Annotated in this window: 14 protein-coding genes; 4 read left to right on the top strand and 10 right to left on the bottom strand. The window is 69.1% G+C overall.

Going from position 1 to position 13383, the window contains the following annotated elements:
* On the top strand, positions 1–195 hold the full coding sequence (locus tag NLI01S_RS12525) for a DUF397 domain-containing protein (RefSeq protein WP_067603896.1): 195 nt from the start codon (positions 1–3) through the stop codon (positions 193–195).
* A gap of 117 nt (positions 196–312) precedes the next feature.
* Here the strand turns inward: NLI01S_RS12525 and NLI01S_RS12520 are convergent, their stop codons facing one another.
* From NLI01S_RS12520 to NLI01S_RS25250, 3 genes are all read right to left on the bottom strand, one after another.
* A complete protein-coding gene (locus NLI01S_RS12520) occupies positions 313–1233 on the bottom strand; it encodes a universal stress protein (protein ID WP_190318450.1) in 921 nt (306 codons plus the stop codon).
* Between the two features lie 90 nt (positions 1234–1323).
* Positions 1324–2247, bottom strand: coding sequence for a universal stress protein (locus tag NLI01S_RS12515; RefSeq protein ID WP_067603985.1), 924 nt, complete (start codon positions 2245–2247; stop codon positions 1324–1326).
* Positions 2248–2348: 101 nt separating this feature from the next.
* Complete coding sequence (locus tag NLI01S_RS25250) at positions 2349–4058, bottom strand: MinD/ParA family ATP-binding protein (protein WP_084392536.1); 1710 nt, start codon at positions 4056–4058, stop codon at positions 2349–2351.
* A gap of 183 nt (positions 4059–4241) precedes the next feature.
* Here NLI01S_RS25250 and NLI01S_RS12505 point away from each other — a divergent pair, with 183 nt between their 5' ends.
* Entirely contained in the window at positions 4242–5210 is a 969-nt protein-coding gene (locus NLI01S_RS12505; RefSeq protein WP_067603894.1) for an NAD(P)H-quinone oxidoreductase, read from the top strand.
* Between the two features lie 33 nt (positions 5211–5243).
* Complete coding sequence (locus NLI01S_RS12500) at positions 5244–5795, top strand: bacterial proteasome activator family protein (RefSeq protein WP_067603892.1); 552 nt, start codon at positions 5244–5246, stop codon at positions 5793–5795.
* Positions 5796–5893: 98 nt separating this feature from the next.
* Here NLI01S_RS12500 and serS read toward each other — a convergent pair whose 3' ends face one another.
* The gene (gene serS, locus NLI01S_RS12495; protein WP_067603980.1) at positions 5894–7177 is read right to left on the bottom strand and encodes a serine--tRNA ligase; all 1284 of its coding nucleotides are present in this window, start codon (positions 7175–7177) and stop codon (positions 5894–5896) included.
* Between the two features lie 146 nt (positions 7178–7323).
* Here serS and NLI01S_RS26015 point away from each other — a divergent pair, with 146 nt between their 5' ends.
* The gene (locus NLI01S_RS26015; protein WP_190318449.1) at positions 7324–7494 is read left to right on the top strand and encodes a hypothetical protein; all 171 of its coding nucleotides are present in this window, start codon (positions 7324–7326) and stop codon (positions 7492–7494) included.
* Between the two features lie 36 nt (positions 7495–7530).
* Here NLI01S_RS26015 and pheA read toward each other — a convergent pair whose 3' ends face one another.
* The 6 genes from pheA to NLI01S_RS12465 form a co-directional block, all read right to left on the bottom strand.
* Positions 7531–8478, bottom strand: a complete 948-nt coding sequence (pheA, locus tag NLI01S_RS12490) for a prephenate dehydratase (protein ID WP_067603890.1) — start codon at positions 8476–8478, stop codon at positions 7531–7533.
* A gap of 38 nt (positions 8479–8516) precedes the next feature.
* On the bottom strand, positions 8517–9128 hold the full coding sequence (locus tag NLI01S_RS12485) for a DUF4446 family protein (RefSeq protein WP_067603888.1): 612 nt from the start codon (positions 9126–9128) through the stop codon (positions 8517–8519).
* A gap of 42 nt (positions 9129–9170) precedes the next feature.
* Positions 9171–10019, bottom strand: coding sequence for a glycosyltransferase family 2 protein (locus NLI01S_RS12480; RefSeq protein ID WP_067603886.1), 849 nt, complete (start codon positions 10017–10019; stop codon positions 9171–9173).
* Positions 10020–10024: 5 nt separating this feature from the next.
* Positions 10025–10381, bottom strand: a complete 357-nt coding sequence (locus NLI01S_RS12475; RefSeq protein WP_223809216.1) for an STAS domain-containing protein — start codon at positions 10379–10381, stop codon at positions 10025–10027.
* Positions 10382–10501: 120 nt separating this feature from the next.
* Positions 10502–11107 carry an ATP-binding protein gene (locus NLI01S_RS12470; RefSeq protein WP_067603885.1) on the bottom strand — a complete coding sequence of 202 codons (606 nt, stop codon included), beginning with the start codon at positions 11105–11107 and terminating at the stop codon, positions 10502–10504.
* Positions 11108–11447: 340 nt separating this feature from the next.
* Complete coding sequence (locus NLI01S_RS12465) at positions 11448–13373, bottom strand: PAS domain S-box protein (protein ID WP_067603883.1); 1926 nt, start codon at positions 13371–13373, stop codon at positions 11448–11450.
* Between the last annotated feature and the right edge of the window lie 10 nt (positions 13374–13383).

The following is a 13383-nucleotide window of genomic DNA, read 5'->3' as shown; positions in this document are numbered from 1 at the left end:
ATGAGCAGCTTTTCCCACCTCACACCGACAACCTGGAGAAAGTCCTCCTATAGCGGCGCCCGCGACCAGAACTGCGTGGAGGTCGCCGACCTGCCGTCCGCAGCAGCGGTACGCGACACACAGAATCGCGAGGCCGGGAACCTGGTGTTCGTGTCCGCTGAGTGGTCGGCGCTGCTCCGTACCGTCCGCGAGTAGTCGAGAAGGCGGAAGGCCCCGACCAGAACGATCGGGGCCTTCCGCATGCATTACCCAATGCATTTCCCGAGGACACTCTATCCCGCTCCGGCGGCGTGGGACAGGCGCCCTTGTCGACTAATCGTCTTCGTCGGCGTGCTTGGGCAGGACCACGACCGGGACCTTCGACCGGTGCAGGATCCCCTGGCTGACCGAACCCAACAGCAGGCCTCGAACGCTCCCCCGGCCCCGCGAACCGACGACGATGGCGTCGGCGTTGGTGTCCGCGGAAGCCTCCAGCAGAGCGTTCACCGGGTTGGACTGGGTCCGGACCACGGAGACCTGGACGTTGACGTCCTCGCGCTGATCGTCCATGACGTTGGCCAGCAGCTCGGCGACGAGCGCCTCGGACTGCTTCTCGAAGACGTCGTCCTGGGGCTGGTACCCCGCCGAGGTCATGGCGACCGGGTCATACGGGAAGGGCACCTCCCAGCTGTTGACGACGACCAGTTCACCCTCGGTCTCGGCGGTGAGTTCCACCGCCAGTCCCAGGGCACGGCGGGCGTTCTTGGAGTCGTCCACTCCGACGACGACGCGGTCCAGCCTGGTCCTGGTGGGCTTGCCGTTCTCGGACGGCACCACCACGACGGGGCAGGGCGCCTGAGCGGAGACACGGACGCTGACCGAACCCACGAAGAGGGCGGCCACGGAACCGAGTCCCCTACTGCCCAGAACGATGAGGTCGTGCGGGTGGCTCTGCCGGATCAACGCCAGCGGAGCCTCCTCCAGCGCGGTGACGGTCTCGATCGTCAGCGAAGGCTGTAGCTTCTCGGCCTTCTCCTTGGCCGCGGTGACGACGGCGTCCGCCTGACCGGACATCTCGTTGGTCGGCTGGAAACGCTGCGGCCCCCCGTAGGCCGAGACGATCAGCGGCATCCCCAGGGCGTGGACGATGTGAAGTGAGACGCCGCGTCGAACGGCTTCGGCCGAGGCCCATTCGAGCGCGGCCTGAGACTGGTGGGAACCGTCGACACCGACGACCACCTTGTTGTCTGCCATGAATCCCCCTTTGCGCTGCTGCCCATCATCACCGAGTAGAGCAAATTCATGCGTGAACGGCACAGGCCGAAGGTCACCGAAGCGTGCCCATTAGTCTGTTTCGTCCGAATGTGGTGGCAGGACCGCCACCGGAACCTTCGCGTGGTGCAGGACCCCCTGGCTCGTGGAGCCCATGATGAGCCCCCGCACCCCTCCTCTTCCTCGGGACCCCACGACGAGGAGGTCGGCGTCCCGTGAAGCACGGATCAGCGCCTCGACCGGGTCGTCCTGCATCCGAACGGCGGAGATGTCCAGGTCCTCGGTCTGGTCGTCGACGACCTCGGCGAGCACTCCCGCGACGATCTCCTCGGACTGGCGGTCGAACACCTCCTCGTGCATCGCCTCGGCGTCCACCGCCAGGGACTCGGCGTCCTGTGGCAGGGGCACCTCCCAGCTGTTGACCACCTCGACGGAGGAACCGGTGAGCAGGGCGTGCCGCAGGGCGAACCGCAGAGCCCGTCGCGAGGACTCCGAGCCGTCGACACCGACGACGACCTTGCCGTGATGTCGTTCGTTCCCGTCCCCGTCCTCGGGCACGACCACCACCGGACAAGGGGCGTGCGAGGCCGTGCGGGAGCTGACGGAACCGAGCATGATGGCCCGGACCGCCCCCAATCCCCGCGAGCCGACGACGATGACGTCACCACGCGCGGCCTCGTTCAACAGGACCGCCGGCGCGTCCTCGGGCGCGAGGACGATGGCGACGTCCAGGTCGGGGCGTGCCCCACGCGCGTACTCGGCGCTTTCGGTGAGCAGCCGGTGGCCTGCCTCACGAGTCCGGTCGTCGGCCTCGTACCTCTCGGACTCGCCTGAGGTGAAGACGCCCATCACCATGGGCATGCCCAGGCCGTGCACGATCCGTAGCTGTTCACCTCGCCTGGCGGCCACCTCCGTGGCCCACACCAGCGCCGCGTGCGCGGCCGGTGAGCCGTCCACCCCCACGATGATCGCCGGTGGGCGTTCCTGAGCGTTCATGTCCACCCCTTCCCCTCCCTTGCATTGTCGTGCCCGCCCACCCATAAACCAGAGGGGTAGGGGCCAAGCGTCGCCTCCCCCTCCCCTGGGCCTCCCCCGGGTCAGCGGTGGTGGGCGAAGGCCTCCCCGACGTTCGCGGCCAGTTGCAGGTAGGCGTCCTTGGTGGCGGGGGCCAGGCGGTCGAGGTCGACCTCCGCGCCCTCCTCCAGGTGACCGTCCCAGGGAACCCGCACGACCGAGCGGCATCGTCCGGCGAAGTGGTCCTCCAAACGGTCGAGGTCGACGCTGCTCTTGCTGTTGGAACGCACCATGGACAGCACCACGACGGCACCGGCCACGAGAGCGCCGTGGCCGTGCGCTTCGAGCCAGTCCAGGGTGGCGCTGGCGCTGCGCGCACCGTCCACGGATGCGGAGCTGACCAGCACCACCTGGTCGGCGAGGCCGAGGACACCGCTCATGGCCGAGTGCAACAGACCGGTGCCGCAGTCGGTGATGCAGATCGAGTAGAAGTGCTCGACGATGCGGGCCACCTCGCGGTAGTCCTCGTCGCTGAACGCCTCGGAGACCGCGGGGTCCCGGTCGGAGGCGAGGATCTCCAACCGGCTGGGCGCCTGGGAGGTGAAGCCACGGATGTCGGCGTACCGCGACACCAGGTGGCGCTCGTTGAGCAGGTCGCGGATGGTGGCGGCGGTCTCCAACCGCACCTTGTCCGAGAGGGTGCCTCGGTCGGGGTTGGCGTCGACGGCCAGGACCCGGTCACCGCGCAGGGAACCGAGTGTCGCGCCGAGGGCGACGGTGGTGGTGGTCTTGCCGACACCGCCCTTGAGGCTGAGCACCGCGACCCGGTGATGTCCGGTGGCGACGGGGGTGCTGGCCCGGGCGACGAGTTCGCGTTCGCGCAGGACCTTGGGGGACTCCCCCGGGTTGATCAGGCCGAGGCTGGCCGTGTGCACGGCGCGGCGCCACCCCCCGGTGGGCCCTTGGCGCCGGTTGCGGACCAGGGTGGCGGCGTTGAGCGCGTCGGAGGTCACCCCGGGTTCGTACTCGGATGGTCGAAAGGACGAAGAAGTACCCCGGGAGACAAGGTCACCGCCGCGTTCCCGCTTCTCGGTGCCCTCCGTCGGCCCGGTGGGCTCGATCGTCCCGGTGGACCCGGTGGACCCAGTGGTTGCGGACGGACCGTTCCGGCCACTGGAAACCTGACCGGAACGGTCCCGAAGGGGTTCGGCCCGTTCCACCGGCTCCGGCGAGGCCACGTCCGACCGTTCGGTCCGCTCCGCCTCCAGGGGCGGGAGTTGTTCGGGTTCGGGGACGTCCGAGTCACCTCGTATCCGGCGGGGGCCGAGCGGGTCCTGGTCCTCGCGACCGACCCGGCCGGGTCGTGAGGGCCGTGGCGGAATCCGGGGCTCCTCCTCCCGCCACGGGGTGTCCCCCGACCCGCTCCGGCGGACGCCGGGCATGAGCCGGACCGTGCCGCCACCCGTCTCCGCCGGCTCGTCGCCGGTGTCCTCGTCGTTGTCGTCCTCGACCCCGGCCACCGACTCCGCTTCTGGATCCGGTGCGGCGTAGGCGGTCCCGGGCACCGGCGGTGGGGTGTCCTCGGGCAACCGGGCGTAGGGCGGGGGCGGGGGAGCCTCACCCTCGAACCCGCCGAACCACTGCTCGCGGGGGCTGGGGGTGGAGGGGCCCGGTGTGGACTCGGTGGCCGGTTCGTCGAGTTCCTCCGCAGCGCCCAGGGGACGCCGGATCGGCTCGGATCGGTCCGGCGACTCCGACTCGGCGCCTGACCCGTTGTGTTCGTGCTGTGCCACCGGGGTTTCTCCTGCGTCAAGGGGCTTGCTGTGGAGGTGGGCCCTCCCGTGGGAGATGTCGGGATCGAGCCCTCGAGGGGTCTCATACCCCTGCGAGCCCACCCAAGCATCCTTCCCGGTCACCTGAACAGTCTTCGATCCTTCCGATGTACTCCACGGGTCGGTCATGGGTACTGTCGCCCCATGCACGCGATCCGAATCATCGAACCCGGCGGCCCCGAGGTCCTGTCCTGGTCAGAGGTACCAGACCCCGTCCTCAAGGAAGGTGAGGTCCTGGTGGACGTGGCGGCCACGGCGGTCAACCGCGCCGACGTCGCCCAACGCCAGGGCGACTACGCGCCCCCGCCCGGTGCCTCCGAGTACCCCGGGCTGGAGTGCTCGGGAACCATCGTCGAGGTCGGTCCCGGTGTCGAGGGCAGGTCCGTGGGCGACCGGGTGTGCGCCCTGTTGTCCGGTGGCGGCTACGCGGAACGGGTGGCGGTACCGGCCGGCCAACTCCTGCCGATCCCGCCCGGCCTGGACCTGGTGGAGGCGGCGGCGCTGCCCGAGGTGGCCTGCACCGTGTGGTCGAACCTGGTGATGGCGGGCCGGTTGAAGGCCGGCGAGACCGTCCTGGTGCACGGCGGCGGCAGCGGCATCGGCACGTTCGCGATCCAGTTCGCGCGCGCCATGGGCGCCCGTGTGGCGGTCACCGCGGGCAGCGACGAGAAACTCGCGCGCTGCCGGGAACTGGGCGCCGAGATCACCATCAACTACAGGACCGAGGACTTCACCGAACGGCTGCGCGCCGAGGGCGGAGCTGACGTCGTCCTCGACATCATGGGCGGGTCGTACCTGGACGCCAACCTGCGTTCGTTGGCCACCAACGGCCGGCTGGTGATCATCGGCCTGATGGGCGGGCGCCGTTCGGAGATCGACCTGGGCCGCATGCTGGTCAAACGGCTCTCGGTACAGGCGACCACGCTCCGTTCCCGCCCGGCCGCGGAGAAGGCGGAGATCGTCTCGGGAGTACTGGAGCAGGTTTGGCCGTTGGTAGAAAATGGAACCATCCGCCCCGTCATCGACCGTACGGTGCCCCTGCGGGACGCGACGGAGGCGCATCGTGTCATGGAATCGAGCGCGCACACCGGCAAGATCCTTCTCGCCCGTTGAACGCGTGCCGAACACAGCCGAACTAGGGGATCGATGAGCAACGCAGACGAACAGAAGGAGCCTCGGGTCCTGGTGGTGGGCGCGGACGCCGATCACGAGGACGACGGGGGCGAGGGCGCGGAGGAGACGCGCTCACTCGCGGACATGGTGGAGCAACCCGCCAAGGTCATGCGGATCGGCAGCATGATCCGTCAACTCCTTGAAGAGGTGAAGGCGGCTCCGCTGGACGAGGCCAGCCGCTCCCGGTTGAAGGAGATCCACACCTCCTCGATCAAGGAGCTGGAGGACGGTCTCGCGCCGGAGCTGATCGAGGAACTCGAACGGCTCACCCTGCCCTTCGCGGACGGAGCCGCGCCCAGCGACGCCGAGCTCCGGATCGCCCAGGCACAGCTGGTGGGTTGGCTGGAGGGCCTGTTCCACGGCATCCAGACCACCCTGGTCGCCCAGCAGATGGCCGCCCGTGCCCAGCTGGAGAACATGCGCAAGGCGCTGCCGCCCGGCGTGGCCGGTCTCCAGACGCAGGGCCCCGGTGGCCCGGGTGAGGAGCAGGACCGTTCGAGCATGGGGTCGGGCCCCTACCTGTAGGCGTCGCGCCCCGAGCTCCGCCCGAACGAACGGGAGCCCGGAGGACCTCGACCGAGGTCCTCCGGGCTCCCGCGTGTTCGTGTGCGAGCGTGGGCGCGCTACCTCTTCTTGCCCTTGGGAGTCTGGATCGGCTCCAGGACGTCCTTGCCCAGGTACGGGCGCAGCGCCTCGGGGACGACCACGGAGCCGTCCTCGCGCTGGTGGTTCTCCAGGATGGCGACGATCCACCGGGTGGTGGCCAACGTGCCGTTGAGGGTCGCGGCGAAGCGCGGCTTACCGTCCTCGTCGCGGTAGCGGACGTTGAGACGTCGAGCCTGGAAGTCGGTGCAGTTCGAGGTGGAGGTCAGTTCACGGTAGGTCTCCTGGGTGGGGACCCACGCCTCGCAGTCGTACTTGCGGGCGGCGCTGGTGCCCAGGTCGCCACCGGCGATGTCCACCACGCGGTAGGGCAGGTCGAGCTTGTCGAGCATCCGCCGCTCCCAGGCCAGGAGCCGCTCGTGCTCCTCGTGGGCCTGGTCCGGGTGGGTGTAGACGAACATCTCCACCTTGTTGAACTGGTGGACGCGGATGATGCCCCGGGTGTCCTTGCCATAGGAGCCGGCCTCCCGACGGAAGCACGACGACCAGCCGATGTACCGGTTGGGCAGGGCGTCCGCCGGCAGGATCTCCCCACCGTGGTACCCGGCCAGGGCCACCTCCGAGGTGCCGACCAGGTACAGGTCGTCCTCGGGCAGGTGGTAGATCTCGTCGGAGTGCTCACCGAGGAACCCGGTGCCCTCCATGGTCTCGGGCTTGACCAGGACCGGGGGGATCATCGGGGTGAAGCCCGCCTCGATGGCCTGGTTCATCGCCATGTTGAGCAGCGCCAGCTCCAGCTGGGCGCCCACGCCGGTGAGGAAGTAGAACCGGGCGCCGGAGACCTTGGCCCCGCGCTCCATGTCGATGGCGCCGAGCATCTCGCCCAGTTCCAGGTGGTCGCGCGGGGTGAAGTCGAACTCGCGGGGCTCACCCGAGGTCTCCAGGACCACGAAGTCGTCGACGCCGCCCTCCGGGGCGCCTTCCTCCACGAGGTTGGGCACGCGGGCCAGGACGGTGTCGAGCTCCTCGCCCAGTCGCCCGGCCTCCGCCTCGGCCTCCTTGACCTCGGCGGCCAGGGACTTGGCCTTGGTCAGGAGCTCCTCGCGCTCCTCCGGGGACGCCTTGGAGACGGACTTGCCCACGCTCTTCTGTTCGGCGCGCAGGGTTTCGAACCGGGTCAGCGCGGAACGGCGACTGGTGTCCAGTTCGAGCAGTCGGTCGGCGACGGAGGGGTCCTCCCCGCGGGCCCGCTGCGATGCACGGAGTCGGTCGGGGTCTTCTCGAAGAGCGCGAAGGTCGATCACGCCTTGCAGGTTACCGCCCGCCCAGGTCCGGCCCCACATCTTTATCCCCGCGGTCACGTCATGAACGGCTCGTTCCCCCGTCTTCCTCCTAGGAAGGGCCGCCGGGGAGAGACACCGGCGGCGCGTTCGGAGCTTGGGGGACTGTCGTGAAACCGCTGGGTGAGATGACGACCGGGGAACTCACCGAAGCCCTGGAAGCGCTGGACGACGCGGGTTCGCAGGACACCGCGCTGAGGTTGGCGCTGTACCTGGAGCTGCGTCGGGCCGCGACCGAGGAGTGGGTGTTCGACGAGGAGGACCTCTCCGAGACCGGTTGAGCGCGCGGTCGGGCGACCGCCGGTGAGGTGGTCGCCTCAGTCGATCACGCCGGAGCGGACACGGGCGAGCCAGCGCTCCGCCTCGGCGAAGTCGGCGTCGGTGGCCGCGCGCGGCCGCATCGGCGGGTCGAGTTCGGTGCCCTTGCTGCGGCGCGGATAGCTGCCGAGGAACCGGACGTCACGGCAGACCCGACGGATACCCATGAGCGCTTCGCCCACACGGGCGTCGGCGACGTGTCCTTCGGCGTCGATGCTGAAGCAGTAGTTGCCGAGGCCGTCGCCGGTGGGGCGCGACTCCAGGCGGGTGAGGTTGACGCCGCGGACGGCGAACTGGTTCAGCACCTCGATGAGCGCGCCGGGGTGGTCGTCGGCGATGAAGGCGACCAGGGAGGTCAGGTCCGACCCGGTGGGTTCGGGCAGGGCCCCGGCCCGCGACAGGTAGATGAACCGGGTGGCTGCGTCGGAGCGGTCACCGACCCCGGTGGCCAGCGCGTGCAGCCCGTAGCGTTCACCGGCGATGACGGCGCAGATCGCGGCCTCGTAGGGCGATCCGGGTTCGGAGACCGCGCGGGCGGCGGCCGCGGTGGAGGACACGGTGTGGGTGTCGGCGTCCGGGAGGTTCCGGGACAGCCAGCCACGGCACTGGGCCAGGGCGTGCGGGTGCGTGGCCACCCGCTTGACGTCCTCCAACACGGTTCCGGACCGGGCGAAGAGCGCGAATTCGACCGGAACCGCGGTCTCACCGGTGATGAGCAGGGGTTCGCCGTTGATGAGTTCGGCGATGGTGGTGGTGACCCCGCCCTCGACCGAGTTCTCCAAAGGTACGACCCCGCCGTCCACGGTGCCGGCGCGAACCGCGTCGAAGACCGCCGCCACTCCATCGCAGGGAACGCGGGCTTGCGCGGGAGCGTCGGGGCGCAGCGCGCGTAGGGCGGCCTCGGTGAAGGTGCCCTCGGGGCCGAGGTAGGCGTAACGGTTGGGCATGCTGTTCAGGCTATACGGGACGTGTGGAGCAGATGGGATCAGTTCCGGAAGTCGGGAGTCATGGATTCCGTCATCTCGGAGTCCGGGGTCCTGGGTTCCGGGGCGCGCGCCTCGTCGGCGCCGTCGAGACCCGACTCGATCGTCTCCTCCGCCTCGGTCCCCTTCTCGGGTTCAGGCACCACGGTGACCAGGTCCTTCTCCGTTTCCGCGAGTACGGTGTCGTCTTCTTCCCGCGCCGGCTCGGGTGATGTCGCGCCGATCCCGTCGCCGAGTCGCGCGGACCGGACCACCCTGCACTCCTCGGGGCTGAGCTGGTCCTCGGGCTCGCCCCGGGTGACGACCTTGGCGTAGGTACGGGTCTCGGTACGCCCGTTTATGGAGGTGACCACCACGCCGTCACCGTGGCTGTTGAGCAGGGCCAAGGAGAAGGAGCGTGCGCCGGTCATCTCCTCCAGGGCGTCGTAGTGCAGCACCGCGACGTCGCGGACGGTACGCGGGTCCGAACCGGTGGCGTTGACGGCGAGCGCGCGTTTGGCCAGGGTCCGGTACTCGTCTTGGGCCTCGCGGGCCCGAAGCAACGCGTAGCCGCCGACGGCGAGGCCGCCCAGTCCGATGAGCAGTCCGATGAGAGCCAAAATGGTAGTGAACACAGCGTGAGCGTATCGCCACGCATAGCACCGAGGAGGTTACTCTTAGCGTTTTTTGCGAGTAATCTGCCCGATTTTCCCGGGTATTTCCCGACCAGTGTCCTGCACACCACCGACCGTGCGTCCCCACGTCCGATGCAGGGCCGGACGCAGCTCCCGGGAGGTCAACGCCCTGGCCACATCCACGAACTGGTGCGCTCGGTGTATCTGGGCCCGCAGGTCCGTACCGGTCGCCCGGTGCTCCAGTGGCACCTCGACCTCCACCACACGGAAACCGGCGCGCAGGACGTCGATGCTCAGCCCGGTCTCCACGCCGAACCCCGGGGCCAGTGGTCGCGCCGCCTCGAATGCCGAGCGGGTCAAACAGCGCTGTCCGTTCAACGGCTGCTCCGGCTCCCAACCGGTGGCCTTGTGGACCCCGCTCCGGGCCAGGCTGACCACGAACCCGTGGCCGCCGAGGCGTAGACGAGTGGAGGGGAAGAGGGCGACGGTCATGTCCGCGGTGCCCTCCAGCACCGGTGTCACCAACGGGGCGGCGCCTTGAGCGCTACCGGCGAGGTCGGCGTCGAGGAACAACAGGTGGCGCGGTGGGTGCACGGTTCCCGACGCCGCCTCGTGTTCCTCCACCAGGCGGATCCCCTCGGCCCCGGTCTCCATGGCGGCGCCCTTGCCGCGGTTGCGGCTGTGTCGGAACACGCGGGCCCCGGCGGCCAGGGCCAGGGCCACGGTGTCGTCCATCGACCCGTCGTCGACCACGACGACCAGGTCCACTCCGGGAAGTCCGCGCGCGGCGCCGACGGTCGCTCCGATGCGTTCGGCCTCGTTCTTCGCGGGGATCACCACCGCGACGGCCGCACCGGCCGCTTCTCCGGGCCGGTACGGCTCCTGGGGCATGGCCGCTACTGTGCCGTGCCGGTTCCCGCGGCCACCGGCAACACGTCGAGGTCGGAGTGAATGGCGAAGACCTCATGCAGCCCGGTGACTTCGAGGACCTTCATGACCGCGGGCCGGGGCGCCACGATCTCCAGGTCACCGCCCTTCTCGCGGGCGCGCTTCATCGCCGCGAGCAGGACACTGATCCCGGTCGAGTCGCAGAACTCCGTCCGGGACATGTCCACGAGCAGCCGTCGTGTCCCCTCCTCGAGGGAACCGACGAGCTCGTCGCGCAACTGGGGTGCCGTGTACAGGTCGACCTCACCGCCAACGGTTACCACCACGACGTCATCTTGAGATCGGCTCGATATCTTCAACTCCACAGTCGTGACTGTAGCGCCCATGAAAGAGCCGGGCCACCTCGCCGACGGCGTTTCGCGCCATCAGTCAGGTTCATCCACTCCTGGGCCCATGACCAGGGACGGAAGCGAGAGTGAGGCCGGTCAGAGCAGGGCTCCCCAAGCCGGTTCGTCATGGTGGACGTCCAGATCGGGTTCGGCGACGCCTCGGTCCTGGTCACGACGCGCCCGCTCCAGGAGGGAGACGGGTGAATCGGTCACGGCGTCGTCGTCATCGCCGGGCAGGTCGTCGGTGGTGATGTCCAGGACCGCCCAGACCGTGGTCGTGGTCTCGTCCCTCTCGGTGCCCCAACGTCCGGCCAGGGTCTGGACGATGCCCAGGCCACGGCCGCCCAACCCGGAGATCGAGGGACGGAACACCCTCGGCGTGGTGGTCGACCCACCGTCGCGGACCGCGATCTCCAACCGGGCGCCGGAGGCCTCCTTGTCCGCCGCCAACCGCCAGGAGACACCCACCGTGTCGTCGGGCAGGGGACCGGCGTGACGGAGCGCGTTGCCGACCAGCTCGCTGAGGATCAAGGCGGCGTCGTCGACCAGGGAATCACGGATCCGTAGGGACCGCAGATCCGCGCAAAGGTCGTGTCTGGCGTCGGTGACACTTGCGGGAACGTAGGGAAGGGTGACGCTTCGCTCGACTTCTCGAGGATTCTGGGGGTCCTCGGCGTCGAGTGGGGTGTGGTCTCCTGTCACGGCTTTCGTCCCTGCGCGTTCGTGCTTATCAGCCGGCCCGGAACCCGCCCATTGTATGCCGGCGAATTCCACCAGGGGTGGAAATGCCCCGAACACCCGGGGAGGAAACCAATCCCGAGGTGAAACTACGGACACGTGCCCCTCGACGATGCGTGCGGCCCCCTCATCATCTGAATTCCAGGGTTTCTCGGGTTTCCTGAGAGCACTGGTGCCCATGGGTTCTAGGTTCTGTTCGTCAACCACGGGGGTCACCCGTTCGGGCGCCGTCAGGCCGTCCGTCGAGGGTGGTGGCGGGCGACGGGTGGGACGAAGCGCTAGCGGAGGCTCTCAAGAACACTGCCTAGGCACGGGCAGAGGACACCCCTTCGCCCTCCCCCGGGACGTGGGATTCGGACAGGACCACGTCCGGGCCGGGATCCTCGCCTCGATGCCTGGGAACGGTGACCCGCATCCGGGTGCCCTTGGTCAACCGCTGCGCGGTCACCTCACCACCCTGCTCCCGGACCAGCTGGCGCACGATGTACAGACCGATACCGAGCCCTCCGTATCCTCGGCGGTCGCCCCGCTCCCCGCTCTGGAAGAACCGCTCGAAGATCTGTTCCTCGTCACCGGGGTCGATGCCGACGCCCTCGTCGTCCACGTGGATCGTGAGCGTGTCCTCGTCCACGTCCACGTGGACCCGCACCAGGCCGCCATCGGGCGAGAACTTCAGCGCGTTCTCCAACAGCTGGTCCATGACCATGCCGGTGACCAGTGGATCGCCCACGGTGCACAGCGGGCCCTCCGAGTCCAGCACCAGTTCCTGGCCCTGGGCCAACGGCCGGAACGCCGCCACCGACTGGCCGAGCAGTTCCACCAGGTCGAACGGGACCCGGTCCAGGGTCATCTCGCCGCTGGCCACGTCCGAGCCCAGCCGAAGCCGCTCCACCAGCTTGGCCAGTGCCCGTGCCCGGTCGAGGATGATCTCGCTGGCCTCTTGGCGCCCGGCCGGTCCCAGCCGTTCGCCCTTGCGGGACAGCATCGCCGCGTACCCCTGGATGACCGTGACCGGGGTCCGCAGTTCGTGTCCTGTGCTGGCCAGGAAGAACTCGCGTTCCTCCTCCAGGGCCTTCTGCGCCGTGATGTCGCGGAAGTCCACCACCCATTCGTCGGTGCTGGGGATCCTCGCCATGAGGATCTCCAGCCAGCGACCGCCCTCGTTCTTGTGCTTGACCGGGTCACCGTGGGCCACCGGGATCGGGAAGGGCGGGTGTTTGCCCTCCATCTCCTCGAAGGTGTAGCCGGTGAGCTCTGTCGCGGAACGGTTCCACTTACGGACCTTGCCGTTGATGTCCAGCACCGCGATTCCGTCCGCGCTGGAGTCCGCGACCGCCTGTTCCCGCGCCCGCTGCAACTTGAGTTCCTCATAGGCCATCGCGTTGCCGATCGCCACCCCGGCGTGCGACGCCAGGAGTTCCAGCAACTCCAGCTCCACGTGCCCGACCTTGCGCCGGCTGTACAAGGCGTACAGCGCGCCATAGGGACGCCCCTGGGCGTTGGACACGCACAGGGCGATGGTGTGGAGTCCGGGCAGGTCGGCCCAGATGAGGTCCTCCAGGCTGCGGGTGTCGCTGTTGGCCAACAGCACGGACTTGCCGCTGCGCAACAGCTCACCGAACAGGCTGGTCTCCAGCGAGGCGCTGAACCCGTACAACTCGCCGGACAGGTGGGTGAGGCTGACCAGCCGCACCTTGTCCTCCTCCAACAGCACGAACCCGCCGGCGTCGGCGCCGGTGAGCTCGGTGAGGCTGCTGGTGATCCGGTCCAGGACCGACTTGAGACTGAGCTCGGCGTTGATGTCGGCGACGACGTCGGTGAGCCGGCGGACCAGGCGGGCGCGTTCCATCGCCGAGGTCTGCGCCTGGGATTCCTTCTCTCGGGGGTAGAGGACCAGCACCCACCCGGTGTGCCGGCCCTGATCGTCGTACACGCACCCGGTGCTGACCCGCACGTCCAAGGCGGTCCCGTCCCGGCGCATCCTGCGGCTGAAGATGGTCAACGGGGTTCCGGCGCGCACCTGTTCGAGCACCGCGCCGTGCTCGGGCCTCAACTCCGGCGGGACGATCGGTAGTTCACCACCGATCACCTCGTCCGCGGACCAGCCGAGCATCCGTTCGGCCGCCGGATTCCAGAAGGTGACTCTGCGCTCGCCGTCGATACCGATGACCGCGTCCGCCGAAGAGGCGAGCATGGCTTCGGCGCTGAGGGGCGCGCGCTCGGAACTCACGTCGTCATAG

The sequence above is a fragment of the Nocardiopsis listeri NBRC 13360 genome (assembly GCF_001570765.1).
GTDB classification, from domain to species: Bacteria; Actinomycetota; Actinomycetes; order Streptosporangiales; family Streptosporangiaceae; genus Nocardiopsis; species Nocardiopsis listeri.
This window is presented reverse-complemented; position numbering and strand designations above follow the sequence as displayed.

What these genes read in the sequence shown, in the direction of transcription:
- NLI01S_RS12520 (WP_190318450.1), bottom strand. Translation starts at nt 1,233, where the DNA reads ATGGCAGACAACAAGGTGGTCGTCGGTGTCGACGGTTCCCACCAGTCT.
- NLI01S_RS12480 (WP_067603886.1), bottom strand. Translation starts at nt 10,019, where the DNA reads ATGCCCCAGGAGCCGTACCGGCCCGGAGAAGCGGCCGGTGCGGCCGTC.
- NLI01S_RS12500 (WP_067603892.1), top strand. Translation starts at nt 5,244, where the DNA reads ATGAGCAACGCAGACGAACAGAAGGAGCCTCGGGTCCTGGTGGTGGGC.
- pheA (WP_067603890.1), bottom strand. Translation starts at nt 8,478, where the DNA reads ATGCCCAACCGTTACGCCTACCTCGGCCCCGAGGGCACCTTCACCGAG.
- NLI01S_RS12505 (WP_067603894.1), top strand. Translation starts at nt 4,242, where the DNA reads ATGCACGCGATCCGAATCATCGAACCCGGCGGCCCCGAGGTCCTGTCC.
- NLI01S_RS12525 (WP_067603896.1), top strand. Translation starts at nt 1, where the DNA reads ATGAGCAGCTTTTCCCACCTCACACCGACAACCTGGAGAAAGTCCTCC.
- NLI01S_RS12515 (WP_067603985.1), bottom strand. Translation starts at nt 2,247, where the DNA reads ATGAACGCTCAGGAACGCCCACCGGCGATCATCGTGGGGGTGGACGGC.